The organism is Nitrosomonas sp. Is24 (assembly GCF_033063335.1).
In the GTDB taxonomy this organism is placed as follows: Bacteria; Pseudomonadota; Gammaproteobacteria; order Burkholderiales; family Nitrosomonadaceae; genus Nitrosomonas.
This window is the reverse complement of sequence record NZ_JAWJZG010000001.1, coordinates 1,601,887-1,619,857: the sequence shown is the minus strand read 5'-3', so window position 1 is coordinate 1,619,857 and position 17,971 is coordinate 1,601,887. Positions and strand designations below refer to the sequence as shown.

Annotated in this window: 17 protein-coding genes; 8 read left to right on the top strand and 9 right to left on the bottom strand. The window is 47.7% G+C overall.

The features are described 5' to 3' along the window. Positions 1-15: 15 nt before the first annotated feature. The 4 genes from R2103_RS07295 to R2103_RS07280 all read left to right on the top strand — a co-directional run bounded on the left by R2103_RS07295 (position 16) and on the right by R2103_RS07280 (position 4,199). The gene (locus R2103_RS07295; protein WP_317530812.1) at positions 16-768 is read left to right on the top strand and encodes an SPOR domain-containing protein; all 753 of its coding nucleotides are present in this window, start codon (positions 16-18) and stop codon (positions 766-768) included. Positions 769-832: 64 nt separating this feature from the next. Further along, positions 833-1,339 carry a CvpA family protein gene (locus tag R2103_RS07290; protein WP_317530811.1) on the top strand — a complete coding sequence of 169 codons (507 nt, stop codon included), beginning with the start codon at positions 833-835 and terminating at the stop codon, positions 1,337-1,339. 37 nt (positions 1,340-1,376) lie between these two features. Beyond that, entirely contained in the window at positions 1,377-2,897 is a 1,521-nt protein-coding gene (purF, locus tag R2103_RS07285; RefSeq protein ID WP_317530810.1) for an amidophosphoribosyltransferase, read from the top strand. A gap of 126 nt (positions 2,898-3,023) precedes the next feature. Continuing rightward, on the top strand, positions 3,024-4,199 hold the full coding sequence (locus tag R2103_RS07280; RefSeq protein ID WP_317530809.1) for an O-succinylhomoserine sulfhydrylase: 1,176 nt from the start codon (positions 3,024-3,026) through the stop codon (positions 4,197-4,199). A 40-nt stretch (positions 4,200-4,239) separates the two neighbouring features. On the opposite strand, the gene R2103_RS07275 is transcribed toward R2103_RS07280, so the two are convergent. Together R2103_RS07275 and R2103_RS07270 are read right to left on the bottom strand one after the other, a co-directional pair. Next, positions 4,240-4,731: a peptidylprolyl isomerase gene (locus R2103_RS07275; protein ID WP_317530808.1), complete on the bottom strand. Its 492-nt coding sequence runs from the start codon at positions 4,729-4,731 to the stop codon at positions 4,240-4,242. Between the two features lie 28 nt (positions 4,732-4,759). Then, positions 4,760-5,350 carry a peptidylprolyl isomerase gene (locus R2103_RS07270; protein WP_317530807.1) on the bottom strand — a complete coding sequence of 197 codons (591 nt, stop codon included), beginning with the start codon at positions 5,348-5,350 and terminating at the stop codon, positions 4,760-4,762. Between the two features lie 142 nt (positions 5,351-5,492). Here R2103_RS07270 and cysS point away from each other — a divergent pair, with 142 nt between their 5' ends. Continuing rightward, entirely contained in the window at positions 5,493-6,875 is a 1,383-nt protein-coding gene (gene cysS / locus R2103_RS07265) for a cysteine--tRNA ligase (RefSeq protein ID WP_317530806.1), read from the top strand. A 157-nt stretch (positions 6,876-7,032) separates the two neighbouring features. On the opposite strand, the gene R2103_RS07260 is transcribed toward cysS, so the two are convergent. The 4 genes from R2103_RS07260 to R2103_RS07245 all read right to left on the bottom strand — a co-directional run bounded on the left by R2103_RS07260 (position 7,033) and on the right by R2103_RS07245 (position 11,674). Then, on the bottom strand, positions 7,033-7,794 hold the full coding sequence (locus R2103_RS07260) for a class I SAM-dependent methyltransferase (protein WP_317530805.1): 762 nt from the start codon (positions 7,792-7,794) through the stop codon (positions 7,033-7,035). Between the two features lie 18 nt (positions 7,795-7,812). Then, positions 7,813-8,724 carry a flagellar motor protein MotB gene (gene motB, locus R2103_RS07255; protein WP_317530804.1) on the bottom strand — a complete coding sequence of 304 codons (912 nt, stop codon included), beginning with the start codon at positions 8,722-8,724 and terminating at the stop codon, positions 7,813-7,815. A 41-nt stretch (positions 8,725-8,765) separates the two neighbouring features. Continuing rightward, entirely contained in the window at positions 8,766-9,626 is an 861-nt protein-coding gene (motA, locus tag R2103_RS07250) for a flagellar motor stator protein MotA (RefSeq protein ID WP_317530803.1), read from the bottom strand. A 233-nt stretch (positions 9,627-9,859) separates the two neighbouring features. Continuing rightward, entirely contained in the window at positions 9,860-11,674 is a 1,815-nt protein-coding gene (locus R2103_RS07245) for an ABC transporter ATP-binding protein/permease (protein WP_317530802.1), read from the bottom strand. A gap of 183 nt (positions 11,675-11,857) precedes the next feature. On the opposite strand from R2103_RS07245, the gene R2103_RS07240 reads away from it, so the two are divergent. Then, a complete protein-coding gene (locus R2103_RS07240; protein WP_317530801.1) occupies positions 11,858-12,262 on the top strand; it encodes a hypothetical protein in 405 nt (134 codons plus the stop codon). On the opposite strand, the gene R2103_RS07235 is transcribed toward R2103_RS07240, so the two are convergent. The 3 genes from R2103_RS07235 to R2103_RS07225 form a co-directional block, all read right to left on the bottom strand. After that, on the bottom strand, positions 12,259-12,561 hold the full coding sequence (locus tag R2103_RS07235; protein WP_317530800.1) for a hypothetical protein: 303 nt from the start codon (positions 12,559-12,561) through the stop codon (positions 12,259-12,261). The genes R2103_RS07240 and R2103_RS07235 overlap by 4 nt on opposite strands. A gap of 66 nt (positions 12,562-12,627) precedes the next feature. After that, on the bottom strand, positions 12,628-14,349 hold the full coding sequence (gene ybaL / locus R2103_RS07230) for a YbaL family putative K(+) efflux transporter (RefSeq protein ID WP_317530799.1): 1,722 nt from the start codon (positions 14,347-14,349) through the stop codon (positions 12,628-12,630). A gap of 35 nt (positions 14,350-14,384) precedes the next feature. Continuing rightward, positions 14,385-16,253 carry a hypothetical protein gene (locus tag R2103_RS07225; protein ID WP_317530798.1) on the bottom strand — a complete coding sequence of 623 codons (1,869 nt, stop codon included), beginning with the start codon at positions 16,251-16,253 and terminating at the stop codon, positions 14,385-14,387. A gap of 250 nt (positions 16,254-16,503) precedes the next feature. Here R2103_RS07225 and R2103_RS07220 point away from each other — a divergent pair, with 250 nt between their 5' ends. Continuing rightward, entirely contained in the window at positions 16,504-17,100 is a 597-nt protein-coding gene (locus R2103_RS07220; RefSeq protein WP_317530797.1) for a nucleoside deaminase, read from the top strand. Positions 17,101-17,182: 82 nt separating this feature from the next. After that, positions 17,183-17,404 (top strand): DUF2798 domain-containing protein, encoded by a 222-nt coding sequence (locus R2103_RS07215; protein ID WP_132425865.1) that lies wholly within the window; start codon positions 17,183-17,185, stop codon positions 17,402-17,404. The last annotated feature ends 567 nt before the right edge of the window (positions 17,405-17,971 follow it).

The following is a 17,971-nucleotide window of genomic DNA, read 5'->3' as shown; positions in this document are numbered from 1 at the left end:
AATCGGCTATTTCAAATGAATAAAAATATCAGTGAAGAAGAATTATTACTCAGGAAACGCGCAAGGCGGCGTCTGGTTGGCGCTATCATACTGGTACTTGCTGCTGTGATTGTACTGCCGGCTATATTCGATGAGCCAAAAGGCGGAAGTGAAAAACAGGAAATTGCTATCAATTTGCCGACGTCTAAGAGCAACAGAAACGATTTGGCGCTCAAAGAAGAGTCTGTGAGCAGTGAATATTCCGGCATGGACGATGAGGCGTCGCCTGAGTTACCCGGCAAATCGAAAGCAGGTTCACAACACCATGATGAATTCTCTGGAATGTCGAATGACCAGAAACGCATTCCAATCCCAGGTATTAAACCCAAATTTGACCGGCGTCCGGTAGCCGTCGCTCCAGAAGTGAAAAACAACGCAGTAGTAAATACCGCCGCAACTGCACCTGCCCCTGCGCCTGCGGCAACATCAATAAGTCCATCCGTGGCAGCATCTGTAGCAGTACCGATGGATGTAGCTAAAGCAGTACCGATGGATGTAGCTAAAGCGTTTGTCGTGCAACTGGGCGCATTTTCCGATCAAACGAAAGCCAAGCAGCAGCAAGCCAATCTATTATCGAGCGGGTTTAAAGCCTACACTGAAACATTGAAAGTCGATCACAATGAGGTGACGCGTGTACGGATCGGTCCTTTCACGACACGAAGCGCTGCCGAAGCCGAATTAAAGAAACTAAAAAAGATTGGACTGGACGGTGTAGTGGCTCCCAAATAAGCTGATCATGGAATGGCTTTTATTTTCTGTTATGAATCAACGAAAATGGGACTGATTTTAACTGATGACCGCGTTTGATTATGTTGTTTCCGGTATTTTTCTTGTTTCAATACTTTTAAGTATTTTCCGGGGATTTGTCCGGGAAACGCTATCCATTGCCGGTTGGGTAGTTGCTTTTATAGTAGCCAGTGCGTACGGATCGTTTTTTGAGCAATTTTTACCGGTTGAAATTGTCGGTGAGACATTGCGCATTTCGATTGCCTTTGTTTTAACGTTTCTTGCGGTATTGCTGATCACTGCACTGGGGACTATGTTGCTCACTTCATTAATTAAAGGCATCGGACTGGGATTCATCGACCGATTGTTTGGCTCTATTTTTGGCCTGTTAAGGGCGCTGGCGATTGTTACGTTACTGACTTTAATCGCCGGCTTAACGACAATTCCAAATCAGGTATTTTGGCAGCAAGCAGTTTTGAGCCGTCCTTTGGAAGCGATTGCACTGCAAGTGTTACCTTGGCTTCCGGCCGATCTGTCAAAGCGCATTAGTTTTGAACGAAAAGAAAATCTTTAAGATGGACCAGGGAAAACAAAATTAACGGAGCATTTCTATGTGTGGAATTCTCGGCATTGTTGCAAAATCACCCGCCAATCAGTTACTTTATGATGGTTTGCTCATGTTGCAGCATCGCGGGCAGGATGCAAGCGGCATTGTAACAGCGCAAGGGAATACTTTTCACATGCATAAAGGTTTGGGTTTGGTGCGTGATGTATTTCGCACCAGAAACATGCGTGCATTGGCAGGTAATATCGGTATCGGACATGTGCGTTATCCGACCGCCGGATCAGCTAACTCATCAGCCGAGGCGCAGCCTTTTTATGTCAACTCGCCATTCGGCATCGTATTAAGCCATAATGGCAATTTAACCAACGCGGAGCAACTGAATCAAGAATTGTTCAGAACCGATTTGCGGCATGTGAATACCAATTCCGACTCGGAAGTTCTGCTCAATGTGCTAGCGCATGAATTGCAAGAAAGCACGCGCAATTGCCAGCTCGATCCCGCTACTATTTTTGCTGCGGTGGCCGGTGTTCATAAACGCTGCAAAGGCGCTTATGCGGTGGTGGCGATGATCGCAGGATATGGATTGTTAGCCTTTCGCGATCCCTATGGCATACGGCCATTGGTTTTTGGTACCGCAGAAAATGAATTGGGCGATGAGTATCTGATCGCATCGGAAAGTGTCGCGCTGGATACGCTGGGTTTTAAATTGATACGCGATATACAGCCCGGGGAAGCCATTTTTATCGATGAAGACGGCAATTTTTACAATAAGCAGTGCGCCCCCGATGCTTCGTTGAATCCTTGTATTTTTGAATATGTTTATCTAGCCCGGCCCGATTCCGTTATCGACGGTATCTCAGTTTACGAAACGCGATTAAACATGGGAGAGCATCTGGCTGAGAAAATCAGAAATACGATGCATCATTTGGATATCGATGTGGTCATCCCAATTCCCGATTCCAGCCGCCCAAGCGCCTTACAGCTTGCCAACAGCTTGGGCATTGATTTTCGTGAAGGATTTGTCAAGAATCGCTATGTCGGCCGCACCTTCATCATGCCGGGGCAGCAGCAGCGGCGTAAATCCGTGCGGCAGAAACTGAATGCCATGAGTATCGAATTTCGCGGCAAGAATGTTATGTTGGTGGACGATTCCATTGTTCGCGGCACGACGAGCCGGGAAATTGTTCAGATGGCGCGCGAGGCGGGCGCGAATAAAATTTACTTTGCTTCCGCAGCCCCACCGGTGCGATATCCGAATGTGTACGGTATCGACATGCCGACGCGTCAGGAATTGATCGCGACTGATCGTACGACAGAAGAAATTTGTAATGAAATTGGTGCAGATTATTTGATTTTTCAAGATCTGGATGCACTAAATCATGCTGTCTCAAAAGTATTGCCTGCGGTTAAAAGTTTTGAAACTTCATGTTTCAACGGTGATTATATAACCGGGGACATTACTCCCGAATATTTACAAACCTTGGAGTTACAGCGTAATTCCAATCATTCGGTATTACAGACTAAACTCAATACACAATTGGATCTGAGTTTGGTTTTTTCCGAATAGCGCACTGAGCAGAGCATTCAATAAACGTCATGTCATTTTGAGTCTTGCTATTTGCCGCTCATTTTTCTATGCATAATAAACTTTTCCTGATTTCTATCAATATCGTTTTCGCTCAAGGTTCATCTTATGTCCGATCATTTACAGCCTGAAACGCTGGCACTCCACACCGGAGTTCATCGCAGCCAATTCAACGAACACTCCGAAGCCATGTATCTGACTTCCAGTTTCGTTTTTGAGAGCGCCGCTCAAGCGGCCGCGCGATTCTCCGGTAACGAGCCGGGTAACATCTATTCCAGGTTTACCAATCCCACCGTCACTGCGTTTGAAGAACGGCTGGCCGCATTGGAAGGGGCCGAAGCCTGCATCGCAACTTCTTCCGGTATGTCGGCAATATTGGCCTGCACGATGGGGTTATTGTCGGCGGGCGACCATATCGTCGCATCGCGCAGTTTATTTGGCGCGACAGTCAACTTATTCAATAACATATTGAAACGCTTCAATATCGACACAACTTTCGTATCGGCGACCGATGCGCAATCATGGCAAGCTGCGATACAACCCAATACCAAGCTGTTTTTTCTGGAAACACCGTCCAATCCATTAACGGAAATCTCCGATATCGCGGAACTGAGTAAAATCGCCAAGAAAGCAGGCGTTTGGCTGGTGGTCGATAATTGTTTTTGTACTCCTATTTTGCAGAAGCCGCTTGAGTTAGGCGCTGACATCGTGATTCATTCCGCGACCAAATATTTGGACGGGCAGGGTAGAGTATTGGGCGGTGCTGTGCTCGGTAAGCGCGAATTGCTGATGGATGGCGGAATCTATGGATTCTTGCGCACTGCCGGGCCGACACTGAGTGCCTTCAATGCCTGGGTGATACTGAAGGGTCTGGAAACGCTCAAGTTACGCATAGAAGCGCACTCGGCAAATGCGTTGCAAATGGCGCAATGGCTTGAGGCACAACCGAATGTGACGCGTGTTTTTTATCCCGGCTTAGCCTCGCATCCGCAGTATGCCTTAGCACAACGTCAGCAAAAATCCGGCGGCGGGATTGTGACGTTTGAAGTGAAAGGCGGAAAGGAAGCTGCTTGGCGTGTCATCGATTCGACGTGTTTGATATCAATTACCGCCAACCTGGGCGATGCGAAAAGCACGCTGACCCATCCGGCCACAACAACCCATGCGCGTATCAGTCAAGAAGCACGGGATGCTGCCGGTATCACCGATGGATTATTGCGTATTGCAGTTGGACTGGAAGCGGTGCAGGATCTGCAAGCTGATTTGCACCGCGGACTGACATAATGGCACGATGACATCGTGATGAACGGCTGCCGGATTGCGATTAAATCACTTCGGCTTTTTCGATGATGACATTTTCAAGTGGAACATTCTGGTGACCTGCGTGATCACCCGTTTTGACCTTCTTGATTTTATCCACTACATCCTGACCTTCGACCACTTTACCGAACACGCAATAACCGAAACCCTGCGGCGTTGAAGATTTGTAATTCAAAAAGCCGTTATTAGTGACATTGATGAAGAATTGCGCCGTTGCGGAATGAACATCGGCCGTACGAGCCATCGCGATGGTATACGCATCGTTTTTAAGTCCGTTGGCAGCTTCGTTCTGAATAGGCGATTGAGTCTTTTTTTGCTTCATTCCAGGTTCAAACCCGCCCCCTTGAATCATAAAGTCGTCAATAACACGATGAAACAATGTATTGTCGTAAAATCCGCTGGTCACGTAATTTAAGAAATTCTGTACGGTTTCCGGTGCTTTCTCGCTATCCAGTTCAAGCGTAATAACACCATAATTGGTTTGTAATCTGACCATATTTATCCTATGTAAAGTGATGAATTTGTTATTGCGTATTTTTCTCGAGCGCGGGCAGTTTTATCACATCTTCAATAATGACACTGCTTTTCGGGACATCACCGCCAAAAGGGCCACCCGATCCGGTCGGTAGCGATGCGATCTTGTTGACAACTTCCATGCCGGAAACCACCTTGCCGAATACCGCATATCCGTAGCCATTCTGAGTCGGCGCTTTGTAATTCAGGAATGCATTATTGGCGACATTAATGAAAAATTGCGCGGATGCCGAGTGTGGATCCGAAGTCCGCGCCATCGCAATGGTTCCGGGTTCATTTTTTAAACCGTTACCAGCCTCATTTTGGATCGGCGATCGTGCCGGTTTTTGTTTCAATGCGGTATCGAATCCTCCGCCTTGAATCATGAAACCAGCAATCACGCGGTGAAATACGGTATTTTTGTAAAATCCATCGTCAACATATTGCAGGAAATTCTCAACGGTTTTCGGTGCTTTGTCCGGGTAAAGCTCGAGAACGATACTGCCTAAATTGGTTTTCATTTCAACCCGGGTCTCTGTCGCATGAACAGGTAAGCACAGCGCAATTAACAATAAAAAAATCAGAATTTGATAGCGATGCATAGTTAAGTATCCTAAGTGGCAAGTAGCGGGTAAGGGCTTTGCGCCTACGTTATGTTATACTCGCAGGCTATTTCAAAAAGCGCTGGAACGGCCAGATTCTATCAAGAAGATGGCTAACTCTACAATTTTATCTGTTGACCTTATGCTCAAAATTTATAACTCAATCGCCCGGGAAAAACAAGATTTTGTTCCAATAACACCTGGAAAAGTAAAAATTTATGTGTGCGGTATGACGGTTTATGATTATTGTCATTTGGGACATGCGCGAGTTTTGGTGGTTTTCGATACGGTTATCCGCTGGTTCAAGGCCAATGATTTTGCAGTCAGTTATGTAAGGAATGTAACTGATATTGATGACAAAATTATCAAGCGTGCACAGGAAAACAATGAATCGATCGAAACACTGACACAACGTTTCATTCAAGCGATGAATGAGGATTCGGCCGCGCTGGGTGTTTTGCCGCCGAGCCACGAGCCGCGCGCGACGGACTTTGTTGAGCATATGATTGCAATGATCAGCACGCTGGTGGAAAAACGGTTGGCTTATCATGCGAAAAATGGCGATGTGTATTATTCCGTGCATGATTTTCCCAGTTACGGAAAACTTTCCGGTAAATCCCTGAACGACCTGCGCGCAGGGGAGCGCGTCGAGATTGATTCAAGTAAAAAAGACCCGCTGGATTTTGTGTTGTGGAAATCGGCTAAGCCGGGCGAGCCGTTCTGGGAATCTCCTTGGGGCAGGGGACGTCCGGGCTGGCACATCGAATGCTCGGCAATGAGCGAACAGTTATTAGGCATTCATTTTGATATTCATGGCGGCGGACAGGATTTGCAGTTCCCGCATCATGAAAATGAAATCGCACAAAGCGAAGGTGCGCATGATCATCCTTTTGTCAATTACTGGATGCATAATGGGTTTGTCCGCGTCGACAACGAAAAAATGTCGAAGTCGCTGGGCAATTTCTTCACCGTGCGCGAGATTCTAAAATTTTACCAACCGGAAGTGGTGCGCTTTTTTATTCTGCGCGCGCACTATCGCAGCCCATTGAATTATTCCGATCAACACCTCAGAGACACCAAGCTTGCGTTGGATCGATTGTATATTGCGCTCAAAGACGTCGGTCCGGTCAATGCGATAGTGCTTGATTGGAATAATGCCTATGCGCAGCGATTCCAAATGGCCATGAATGATGATTTCAATACGCCGGATGCAATTGCTGTTTTGTTTGATCTGGCGAGCGATATCAATAAATCGGGCTCAAAAGAGAATGCCGGACTACTGAAAACACTGGGTGGTTTACTCGGTCTTTTGCAGCAGAATCCGCAAGAGTATTTGCAGAATACAATCGCTACCGGCCCATCGGATGCTTTGACCCCGGATGACATCGAGCTGCTGATTCAACAACGCATCAGCGCACGTAAAGAAGGCCGGTACTCCGATGCCGACGCTATTCGTAAAAATCTGCAACAACAGGGCATCATCCTCGAAGACGGCGCGGAAGGAACGACTTGGCGCCGCACTTAGGGAAGCGCTGATTAATTGACTGCACGAGCGAATTGCTTCGTTGCGCGGTACTCACTCCCTCGCCTATCAGATTGATATGCCTCGGTTGTTGCGTTCCGTGCGCCTCGCCCTTCATCACGTTCGTTGAATTAATCAGCGCTTCCTTAGTGAACCTATCTCACGGACGCTGAATTTTCCACAGATAAAGCGTGGAATTGGAAAAATCATCGAGTTTGATGCTTTTATCCGCTGTCACACCGGGAATGGTAAATGTGTTGCTAATCAACAGACTTCCCGGACGCATTTCCTTACCGGCCTTTTCCCATAACGCTGCCATCGGCACCGGTGACAGATAAGCGTAAACGACATCGTATTGCGAAAAATCCTGTTGCCAGAAATCTCCCCACACGATTGTGCAGTTTGGAACACCCAGAAAGCTTCTTAATTTACTGATCAGGAAAGGTAAGGGAGCTGATTCAATTCCGTGAAACTGACCGTTCTGATGTGTTCTGGCTAGATTATTCAACAGACCGCCACATCCGCTGCCCAGATCGACAAAAGAAAATCGCTCTTTGCCTGGCAGTAGTGATTCCAACGCTTGATTGGCACGTTGACTGGAAAGATACAGCGGTACTTGGGTTTTATAGGTTTTTCCATAGACCAGCCATAGGCCGATAAAAAATACCAGGAACCATGTTGAAGAAATATTCCATGTCAGTGCAACAACAACCAGCGGTATGAAACCCAAATGAATAGCAGCCCACCATACCGGCATGCGGATGAAATAACTGAGTAATCCCGCCAATGACCCTTGTGCCAAACTCCACTCAAATATACTCAAACCGGGAAAAGCTTGTGACAAGATAATCAAATAAACCGTCAGAATGGTCACAATCTGAATAAGCAGTGCGGCAATGCCGGGGTGGATTCGTTTTAACATGATAAATTATTGAGTTAATTATGGATTCTGCAATATTTCTTTACTCGGCTCAGCCTGCATATCAACATCGATGGTCTGCCCATCCACCGTCACGGCTTTCTCGGCTTTTTCGTTCATGACGACGATGCTGATGCGGCGGTTGATCGGATTGACAGGGTCTTCCTTGTCAAACAATACCGCAGATGACAAACCGATCACTTGCAAAACCTTGTTGGTATCCATGCCGCCAATAATCAGCTCGCGGCGCGAAGCATTCGCGCGATCCGCCGATAATTCCCAGTTACTGTAACCTTTGTCCCCGGTAGGGAAAGGTTTGCCGTCGGTATGGCCGGAGAGACTGACTTTATTCTCGACATCATTGAGCATTTTGCCAATCTCGCGCAAAATGGTTTTGGTATACGGCTGCAAATCGGCTTTTCCCAGTGCAAACATAGGGCGATTTTGTTCATCGACAATCTGAATTCTTAAGCCATCGGACGTGATATCCAGCAAAAGCTGATTGGCGAATTTTTTCAATGTAGGATTGTTTTCAACCGCTTCTTCAATTTTTTTCTTCAAGCCTTCCAATTTAATGCGCTCAATGCGCTCCCTCATAATTTTCTTGGCTTGTATGTCGTCTTTAATTTCACCCTTTTTCACTTCGCCGTGCTGCCGGGTCAGATCGGTGCCGCCACCTTTCAATATGCTACTGGTTTCGCCAATGGACGATCCGCCCGTCATGGCGACTTTGAGCGGTGTTTTGAAATACTCCGAGATGCCTTCCAATTGACTCTTGGTGGATGATCCCAGCAGCCACATGAGTAAGAAGAATGCCATCATGGCTGTGACAAAGTCAGCGTAAGCAATTTTCCAAGCGCCGCCGTGATGACCACCGGCAACTTTCTTGATTCGCTTGATGACTATCGGGCGTTGTGAAAGATCATCAGCCATAATTATTCTCGCAATTCAAATGGAACATCATTCCGGAGCGGTTATTTTGATTTACTTTGTTTGACATGCTCTTCCAGTTCCAGGAAAGACGGTCTTTCAGTCGTGAATAGCACTTTGCGGCCAAACTCAATGGCCAGAACCGGTGAATAGCCGTTCAAATTGGCCAATAACGTGATTTTGATGCACTCAAACATCTTGCTGGACTCATGAAGATTATGTTCGAGTTTGCTCGACAGCGGACTGACGAATCCATACGCCAATAAAATTCCCAGGAAGGTACCGACCAGCGCCGCGGCAATCAAAATACCCAATTCGGAAGGTGGAAGATGAACGGATTCCATCGTATGCACCACCCCCATCACCGCAGCGACAATACCGAAAGCCGGTAATCCATCGCCGAGTTTGGCGACCACATGAATCGGCACTTCGCCTTCCTGATGGTGTGTTTCCAGTTCACTGTCCATCAGACTTTCGATTTCGAGCGAATTGAGGTTCCCGCCGACCATTAAGCGCAAATAATCGGTGATAAATTCGGTGATATGATGATCGGCCAGTATGTCCGGGTATTTGGTGAAAATAGGGCTGCTGGAGGGATCGTCGACATCGCCTTCAATCGACATCAGTCCTTCTTTGCGGATTTTTCCCAGTACTTCGTACAGCAGTGTCATCAAATCCATGTACAGCGCTTTGGTATATTTGGAACCTTTGAAAACAGTCGGTAACGCTTTCAATGTGGCTTTGAGCGCTTTATTCGAGTTGCCGACGACAAAAGCGCCTACTGCGCCGCCGCCAATCATGAGCAATTCGACCGGCTGCCACAGCGAAGCGAGATGCCCGCCTGCCAGTGCAAAGCCGCCAAAAACAGAAATAATGATGATGAGATAACCAACGGATACAAGCATTGCGATGACTCCCTCGAATGTAATTACGCAATTTTTTGATGGCAAATTCTGGAGTGAGAAGTTAACACATCATCTTGGAATTCATTCTTGGAGATAAAGTCGGTTTTTTCCCGGTATTTCCGGGTTTTTTTATTGCTTGCGGATTTCTTTTACAGAAACAACAGGTAAGGTTGTTCAAGAAGATGCTGTGATTTCTTCATGAAAAAGATAACTTTTGCATGAATAACGATTGATTATGGTGCGGAAATAGTGTTTTCGTGCTGGTATTGATCGATTTCCTCCTGCTGTTGTAATTCCCACATCTGCGCATATGTGCCGCCGCTTGCCAGCAATTGTTGATGCGTGCCGCGTTCGATGATGCGGCCATGATCCATGACCAGAATCTGATCGGCATCGGCAATCGTCGACAACCGGTGCGCAATGGTCAGTGTGGTGCGGTTTTGGGCGATGCGTTTCAGTTCCGCCTGAATGCGTTTCTCCGAATTGGAATCCAGCGCCGATGTTGCTTCGTCAAAAATCAAAATAACCGGATTCTTCAGGATGGTGCGGGCGATGGCGACGCGTTGTTTTTCCCCGCCGGATAGCTTCAAACCGCGCTCGCCCACAATCGTGGCATATTTTTCCGGCAGGCTTTCAATGAAATCATGGATATGAGCAGCGCGAGCGGCAGCAAATACTTCCTCCTGCGTGGCTTCCGGCCGTCCGTATGCGATGTTGTAATAAATACTATCGTTGAACAGCACGGTATCCTGCGGCACGATACCCATCGCGGCGCGCAGGCTTTGCTGAGTCACCGCGCGAATATCCTGATCATTGATTTGAATGCACCCCGATTGCACGTCATAAAAACGGAACAGCAAGCGTGCCAGCGTCGATTTTCCGGAACCGCTGTGACCGACCACGGCAACGTTTTGCCCGGCGGGAATATCGAAACTGACGTCGAACAGTATCTGACGGTTGGCTTCATAACTGAAGTCGACATGATGAAAGCGGATGGTTGCATGACCGGCATCGAGTGTTTGAGCATCCGGTTTGTCCTGAATTTCCTTATTCTCGTCCAATAACGTGAACATGCGTTCCATGTCGGCCAGCGAGTGCTTGATTTCGCGGTAAACAAAACCGAGAAAATGCAGTGGCATGTACAGTTGCAGCATAAAGGCATTGATCAGCACCAAATCGCCCAATGTCATGACGCCGTCGATGACTTGATCAGCCGCCAGCAGCATCAGCAAGGTGACGCCGATTGCGATGATTGCGCTTTGTCCGGCATTCAATGTTGCCAGTGAAGTCTGGTTGCGCACGGCAGCCTTTTCCCACGATTGCAAATGCTCGTCGTAGCGCCGCGCTTCCCAGGCTTCATTGCCGAAATATTTCACTGTTTCGTAATTCAACAAACTGTCGATTGCTTGAGTATTGGCTTTGGAATCCATATTGTTCATGGTACGGCGGAAAATCATGCGCCATTCGGTGACGATCAAAGTCAGTGTGATATAAGACAGCAGCGTCAGGAAAATGATGATGGAAAACCGGATATCGTATTGCTTGATCAGGATGGCCAGCACCAAACCAATCTCCAGCAGCGTCGGCAGGATATTAAACAGCATGAAATTCAGCAAAAAGGAAATGCCGCGCGTGCCGCGTTCTATATCGCGCGAAACACCACCGGTCTGACGTTCCAGATGAAATCGCAACGACAGTGAATGCAAATGACTGAATACCTTGTTCGCAACCCGCCGGATCGCCCGTTGCGTCACTTTGGCAAAAATGGCGTCACGCAATTCGCCGAATAAAGTGCTGCACAAACGCAAAACGCCATAACCGATCAGTAAAAAAACCGGTAATACCAGTTCCGCGCGCGGCTGATCCAGGGCATCGACGATTTCTTTCAGAACCAGAGGCACCGAGACATTGGCCAGTTTGGCCAATACCAGCAGACTGAGCGCCAGGATCACCCGTACTTTGAATTCCCACAAATAGGGTAACAGTGCGGCGATGGTTTTCAGGTTATTGCGCGTGGCGGCAGGTTTCTCAAGACGGGTGGGGCGCATTGGAAGCAATCAACGATGTAGAGTGTGGAAGTAACTGAAAATAAAGGTGTTGTGTAAATTGGGTTTCTTTGCGCTACGGCATTAAGGTAACATAAGTACGGTTACTCTGCTTTTCCGTTGTTGTATTGAGTATGAACAAAGCGCCATTCCGATGAAATTTTAATATGTTGTGCCGCATTCATTATGGAAATTACTTGTTACCGAGATCTTGAAGTCAGCCGGGAAGCGCGTCACTTGTCGGCAAGCACTTACAACCTGGCGATTACCCTATTGTCGCGTTGTCCGACACGGCATTTGTTCGTTCCCATCCGCAGCATGCAGTACATGGCAATCGTCGACCATGAAGAATTTGTGTTCATCGATGGCGAACGTAAATGCTGGGTCGATATCGCATGGCGCGATTTTAACCGGCAGGCGCGCGATGCATTGGATCAGCCGGTTGCGTACGATGCCGTGTATTACCGCGATAACATGGCGGCTGTGATGAAGCGCTTACAAAGTGAATTTCCCGCGGCGTTGCAGATGCTGGTCAATAAAACCGCGCTTGAAGGCCCAGCGCGGATTATTCATTTCCCGGCGAAAAGTTAATCGTCTTCTTTCAACTCGGCATCCCAGCCTTTCGCCTTGGCGCTTGTTATCGCCTCGGAATACAGCCGCATGTGACGCTCACGTAATTCATCCGGCAAGCGGCTGGGTAAATGTGCATAAGGTTCCCATGCAGCATGAACTTTTTCGTACAAAGTCTGCATCTGTGAACCGCTCCAGCCCACACAGGTTTCTGTTTCCGGCAGAATTCCGAACACCCAAGCGTCACGCACGATGCGGCCTAAATGTGTGAGTCCTTCATTTTCATCTTGATTGATACCGGCATATCGCTGATTTGTCATTGCAATAATCTCATAAAAATTTCAATTCACGGGAAGCTGTTTAAAACTTAACAATCGAACCTGATGCTACGACACCGATTCCGGCGCCGGTTCCGATTTTTTGTTGAATCGGTTCAGGATATGATACGACATGCTGTTGGCAAGCTCTTCCTCGGCAAAAAATACCGTACCGATCTGATCTTTACGCAGCAATGCGGTCTCGTCTTCGCTGCGGCTGCGTAACACAATCTCGATATCCGGATTCAATGTGCGCGCGGTATCGATCATTTGCCGCACATTCAGCGGATCCGCCGTGGCAATGACCAGCATAGCAGCATCCTTGATATGCGCTTGGATCAGCACGGAAGGTTCCGTGGCATCGCCGGATACCGCGGTAGTGCCTTTTTTACGCAAATCTTGCACCAGCTCGCGATTTTGCTCCGCAACAATGTAGGGAATATTTTTTTCGTTCAACGCCAGGGCGATACTTTGACCGACATGCCCGTAACCCACCAACACCACCTGACCCTTAAGAAACTTACGTTCCGTACTCATCGGCAGTTCCGCGTAGGGATCGTCGCGATTTTCGTATTTTCGTGCCACAGTGGAATGCTTCAATATCAAGTTTCTGAACGGCGTAACCGCGGCAAATGCAATCGGGTTGAACGCGATGGAAATTAACGCTCCAGCCAACACCAAGCTCATTCCTTCCGCTGGCATCAATCCAAGCGATAAGCCCAATCCGGCGAGAATAAAGGAGAATTCACCAATTTGCCCCAGGCTGGCGGCAACGGTCAGCGAAGTATTGAGCGGATAACGCAAAGTAAGAACTAACAGCATGGCTGCCATCGATTTGCCGACGATAATAATGGCGACTACCGCTAAAACCCGCATCGGTTCTTCGATCAGCACAGCCGGATCAAACAGCATGCCGACGGAGACAAAAAACAGCACGGCAAACGCATCGCGCAACGGCAGGGATTCTTCGGCGGCACGCTGACTGAACTTGGATTCGCGCATGACCATACCGGCAAAGAAAGCGCCCAGTGCAAACGACACATTAAATAGCGCTGCGGCGCCGTAGGCGATACAAATGGCGACTGCGACGACGGCCAGGGTGAACATTTCGCGCGAACCGGTGCGGGCAACTTGCCACAGTAGCCAAGGCAGGAAGCGGCGGCCCACGATTAGCATCAATGCGATAAACGCGGAAACCAGCAATAATGTGATGCCGATGGTGCGCCATAGCGGATCGGCTGGGCTTCCGCTTTCATTCGTGCCGCCCAGCATAGTCGCAAACGACGGCAACAATACCAGAATCATAACGGTAACCAGATCTTCAACGATCAGCCAGCCGACGGCAATACGGCCGTTCATTGTTTCCAAAAGACCGCGCGATTCGAGTGCTTTGAGCAGCACGACCGTGCTGGCACATGATAGCGACAAACCCAACACCAATCCGGCGCCCAGACTCCAATCCCACCAGGACGCCAAAGCCATGCCCAGACCGGTTGCAACGGCCATTTGCACGATTGCGCCGGGTACTGCGATGCGCTTGACCGACAGTAAGTCATCCAGCGAGAAATGTAATCCGACGCCAAACATCAATAACATGACACCGATTTCCGACAATTGCGAAGCAATCTCGACATCCGCGACAAATCCCGGTGTGGTAGGGCTGATGGCAATCCCAGCCAGGAGGTAACCAACCAGTGCGGGCGTTTTAAGCTTTTCGGCAATGAAACCAAAAATCAAAGCCAAGCCAAAGCCGGCTGCAATCGTCGTGATCAGGGCAACGTTATGTTCCATTCAAATCCCAAGGTTATGGTTTATTGGCTTGAACTTCAGGGTGTTTCAATTGTAACGGTGTCGCCGGGAGTTTTATCCGACAACGCCGGTGTGTTCAAGAATTTTTCAAATTCGATGCGTTCTTCTTCGATCGCTTGCAGGATTTGAAGTTTAAATTCTTCGCGTGAAAATGCTTCTTCCAGCATCAGAAGGAGTTTTTCAACAGTTAAACCAATGGTGATGCCACCAATGATACCACCGATAGCCGCGCCGATGGCTGTGCCGATGCCGGGAATGAACGATCCCAATGCAGCTCCCGTTGCAGCACCGGCCGCGGCACCGCCCAAAGCACTGACCGCTTTACCGGCAGTTACTTTGATCAAGGCTTGCGCACCGAGCTTGATAATGCCTTTTCCGGCCACTTTAGCGGTGATTTTACCGGCAATGGCGCCGGTAATCGCACCGGCGGTGCCGATGCCGCCGGAAATCAGCATGCGGTTTTCCAGATTGACGATTACGCTATGCGCCGGCGGTTCCTTGAGTGCACTTAAGGAAGCGTGCCGTACGACTTCAAGCTGGGAATTATCGAGAAGCTCAACGCGATTCTCGGCCAGAATCTGTTCCACTTTCTGCATGTGTTCGTTGCGTAACTGCTGATTACTCTGCAACACTTCTTCGATGGAAAGTTGTACCGGACCGAATACATTGCCTTTCATGAGATAGTTTTGCAGTTTCTCAGCCATCCAATTTTCCAGCACTCCGGTTGCCAATGCCACAATTCGCTCATATTCGCCCGGCAGGCTGTAATACCAGTCGAGATAGGCATCGACGTTGTCGGTCATTTGCTGAAAACCGGTGCCGGTGGTTTCGCGCAGTTTTCCCAGCGATGCTTCCATCTTGCTGAGGCTATCGAGATAGGCTTGTTCAATCTGAGCGGCGGTTCCAGGTTTATAGTATTCATCACCGATCATTTCCACTTTTTGCACGACAACCTGCCGTGAAGCGTGGATTTCTTCGATAGTCTCGGGGTTCGAGCGCAACCAGGCATCGACATAGACCGTCGATGGCACATAAATAAAGAAAACAAAAAAAGTGGCAAACGCTGAGGTGATTGCCCACGCCCACGGTGAAACGGCAGGCGGTTCATCACTATCTTGCAGTGGTGCAAATACACGGCGGTATTCCGATAGGGGCACCATGAAACTGGAAATCCCCAACGCCACATTATAAAAAAACAGCAAGCTACCGAAGAAAACGGCACCGAGATAAAGCAGGTCGTTCAGTGAATGCAGACTGCCCAGTGCGTAACGCTTCAGGCCTTCGATGAAACCCAGCAGCCGGTTGGTCTCAAGAATCAAGATGCTGTTTGTGGTGCCATCCAGCCGTAGGCTTTCTTGCGCAATGGCTTCCGTTAACGATGCATACTGACGGTTCGCATCACTTTGATCGACAAATAAGACAAAAAATACCGCCATGGTTAATGCGGTCGCCCAGCGCGACCAAGCCAGCGATTTATGCACAGCAATGTAGGGTTTGTATTCACGTGCCGCGATGGGATAGAAAACCGCATAAATGACGGCAAAAACCGGAATAGCGGCAAAGAATACAACCCATTCCTGTTTTTCAGCGGAACCGAGATAAAACAACAGTAAAAAAGCGAAAACAACCGACCACAACAACCACCCGATATACGACAGAATCCGCCGGGTAAAGAACCAGTGCAGCATGCCCAGTTTTTTGAATTGACTGGACAAATAAATTCTTTCAATCGTCACCGCATAAATTGCCGCAACGTAAATCGGCAAACCAAATAACAGGGTCACTAATAAAGCGAACCACAACTGCCGGTCCGGAATCAACCGGCCCAAGAAATACGCAAATGCCAGCCAGCTTGCGGCAAAAGCCAGATAAACGATAAACCTCACAAAACTAAAGCTTTTAAGTGCAGAGAACACCACGTGATTCCTTCATGATTGACAACTGGGGGTAAATGCTTTGCAGCAGGGCGGATTAATAAATTTAAAAGCTGGTTGATAGTAGACTTTATCCGGTCAGGGACTGTCAAGTTGTGATTCGTTGCGTTGAAAAGTTTCTTATTTTAATTCAAAACCAGTTAAATTTTGACCGAACTCTGGACTAACAAATTGTATCTGCTAGTCTAGGCATTTTTATTGAATGCGCGTTGTGAAACACTGGACCACTATCGAACTGCCGATACCGGATTGGCTCAATACTTGGGCTACCGCTATCCCGCGGACTTTTCCTGAAATAAACCAGCGAATGACGCTGGTTATCGATCTGGCGCGCACCAATGTGCAGCATGGCGGAGGGCCGTTTGCTGCCGCTATTTTTGATCAGCGCACGCATGAGCTTATTGCGCCCGGTGTCAATTGGGTTGTGCCGGGAAAGTCTTCATTGCTGCATGCGGAAGTTATGGCGCTGGCTTTAGCGGAACAATTGCTGGGTAGTTACGAGCTGGCTAGTCACGGTTCGTTTGAACTGGTAACTAGTGTGGAGCCGTGTTGCCAGTGTTTGGGCGTATTGTTATGGAGCGGTGTTGCTGCACTTGTCTGCGGTGCGCATTCCGAGGATGCGCAAGCGATCGGTTTTAACGAAGGACCACGCTCGTTGAACTGGGAAGCAGAGTTGCGGAAAAACGGCATTCACGTGACGCGGGAGGTGATGCGTCCTGAGGCAATTAAAGTGTTACAAAGCTATCGCGGGGAAATTTATAACAGTCATTTATGCGCCGGGCAGAACCATTGCGGTTAAATTATGATATTTTTACGTGATTTTACAGACCAGACTTTGCAGCAAAGCGTAATTCCGAACATTCGATATAGATAAAACTGACATGAAACAAAAATTTCTAGCACATTGCCTGTATTGTTTCATTATGTCGGCGACAATGACTGGCTGTGTTTCGGCCACTGTCACTGCAGTGAATCTTGGTTTTTCCGGGGCTTTTGTCGAAGAATGGCTGTATTCATGGGGTATTGCTTTTCCAATCGGCTTTGCGCTTTTGTTGCTGCTTTCACCGGTGTATCGGCGTGTAGTGGAGTCCATGCTGCATTGATCATCGTACTATGATTAATGCAATCGTGTTTTGCCGCATCAAAATCTAATGATTTCTCTTATTTAAAAACAATAGATTCACCAATAGTCATTGTTGTACTCGTTTGGTACGATGCGCGTCCTTTGCTCATTTGCTTGGGATTATTGCGGTCATAAATTTATACTGGGTTCAAATACCAAGTAAAATCTTCTGAAAGTACATTAAAATTAGAGCGCAAACTATTAAAGTGTAATAAGAAGTATCTTTGTGTGTCATACTCCTTTTTTTAATCGAAAGTAAAGTCTGTCAGTCGTATTCATTAGTTTTACTCCTTATATTTTGCCGGTGTTCTATAAAGTTGAGAACACCGGCTTTTTTATTTTCACTTTTACTTTATTTTGATGTGGTTAGAAGCTATACATCAGCAATTAGTTAATCTAAATACCTGTTTTAATCATGCCGCCAAGTATTTCCGCAAATATTTTGAAGAAAATATTTAAAACAACAATAAATATAATTAATTCCAAAATAATTTTCATTTAAAAAAGAGGATAGTTTGGTTTTTCAAATTTTCGTATCTTGCTTGGA

What these genes read in the sequence shown, in the direction of transcription:
- R2103_RS07290 (WP_317530811.1), top strand. Translation starts at nt 833, where the DNA reads ATGACCGCGTTTGATTATGTTGTTTCCGGTATTTTTCTTGTTTCAATA.
- purF (WP_317530810.1), top strand. Translation starts at nt 1,377, where the DNA reads ATGTGTGGAATTCTCGGCATTGTTGCAAAATCACCCGCCAATCAGTTA.
- R2103_RS07275 (WP_317530808.1), bottom strand. Translation starts at nt 4,731, where the DNA reads ATGGTCAGATTACAAACCAATTATGGTGTTATTACGCTTGAACTGGAT.
- R2103_RS07215 (WP_132425865.1), top strand. Translation starts at nt 17,183, where the DNA reads ATGAAACAAAAATTTCTAGCACATTGCCTGTATTGTTTCATTATGTCG.
- R2103_RS07235 (WP_317530800.1), bottom strand. Translation starts at nt 12,561, where the DNA reads ATGACAAATCAGCGATATGCCGGTATCAATCAAGATGAAAATGAAGGA.
- motB (WP_317530804.1), bottom strand. Translation starts at nt 8,724, where the DNA reads ATGGCTGATGATCTTTCACAACGCCCGATAGTCATCAAGCGAATCAAG.
- cysS (WP_317530806.1), top strand. Translation starts at nt 5,493, where the DNA reads ATGCTCAAAATTTATAACTCAATCGCCCGGGAAAAACAAGATTTTGTT.
- R2103_RS07270 (WP_317530807.1), bottom strand. Translation starts at nt 5,350, where the DNA reads ATGCATCGCTATCAAATTCTGATTTTTTTATTGTTAATTGCGCTGTGC.
- R2103_RS07280 (WP_317530809.1), top strand. Translation starts at nt 3,024, where the DNA reads ATGTCCGATCATTTACAGCCTGAAACGCTGGCACTCCACACCGGAGTT.
- motA (WP_317530803.1), bottom strand. Translation starts at nt 9,626, where the DNA reads ATGCTTGTATCCGTTGGTTATCTCATCATCATTATTTCTGTTTTTGGC.
- R2103_RS07295 (WP_317530812.1), top strand. Translation starts at nt 16, where the DNA reads ATGAATAAAAATATCAGTGAAGAAGAATTATTACTCAGGAAACGCGCA.
- R2103_RS07260 (WP_317530805.1), bottom strand. Translation starts at nt 7,794, where the DNA reads ATGTTAAAACGAATCCACCCCGGCATTGCCGCACTGCTTATTCAGATT.
- R2103_RS07240 (WP_317530801.1), top strand. Translation starts at nt 11,858, where the DNA reads ATGGAAATTACTTGTTACCGAGATCTTGAAGTCAGCCGGGAAGCGCGT.
- R2103_RS07245 (WP_317530802.1), bottom strand. Translation starts at nt 11,674, where the DNA reads ATGCGCCCCACCCGTCTTGAGAAACCTGCCGCCACGCGCAATAACCTG.
- R2103_RS07220 (WP_317530797.1), top strand. Translation starts at nt 16,504, where the DNA reads ATGCGCGTTGTGAAACACTGGACCACTATCGAACTGCCGATACCGGAT.
- ybaL (WP_317530799.1), bottom strand. Translation starts at nt 14,349, where the DNA reads ATGGAACATAACGTTGCCCTGATCACGACGATTGCAGCCGGCTTTGGC.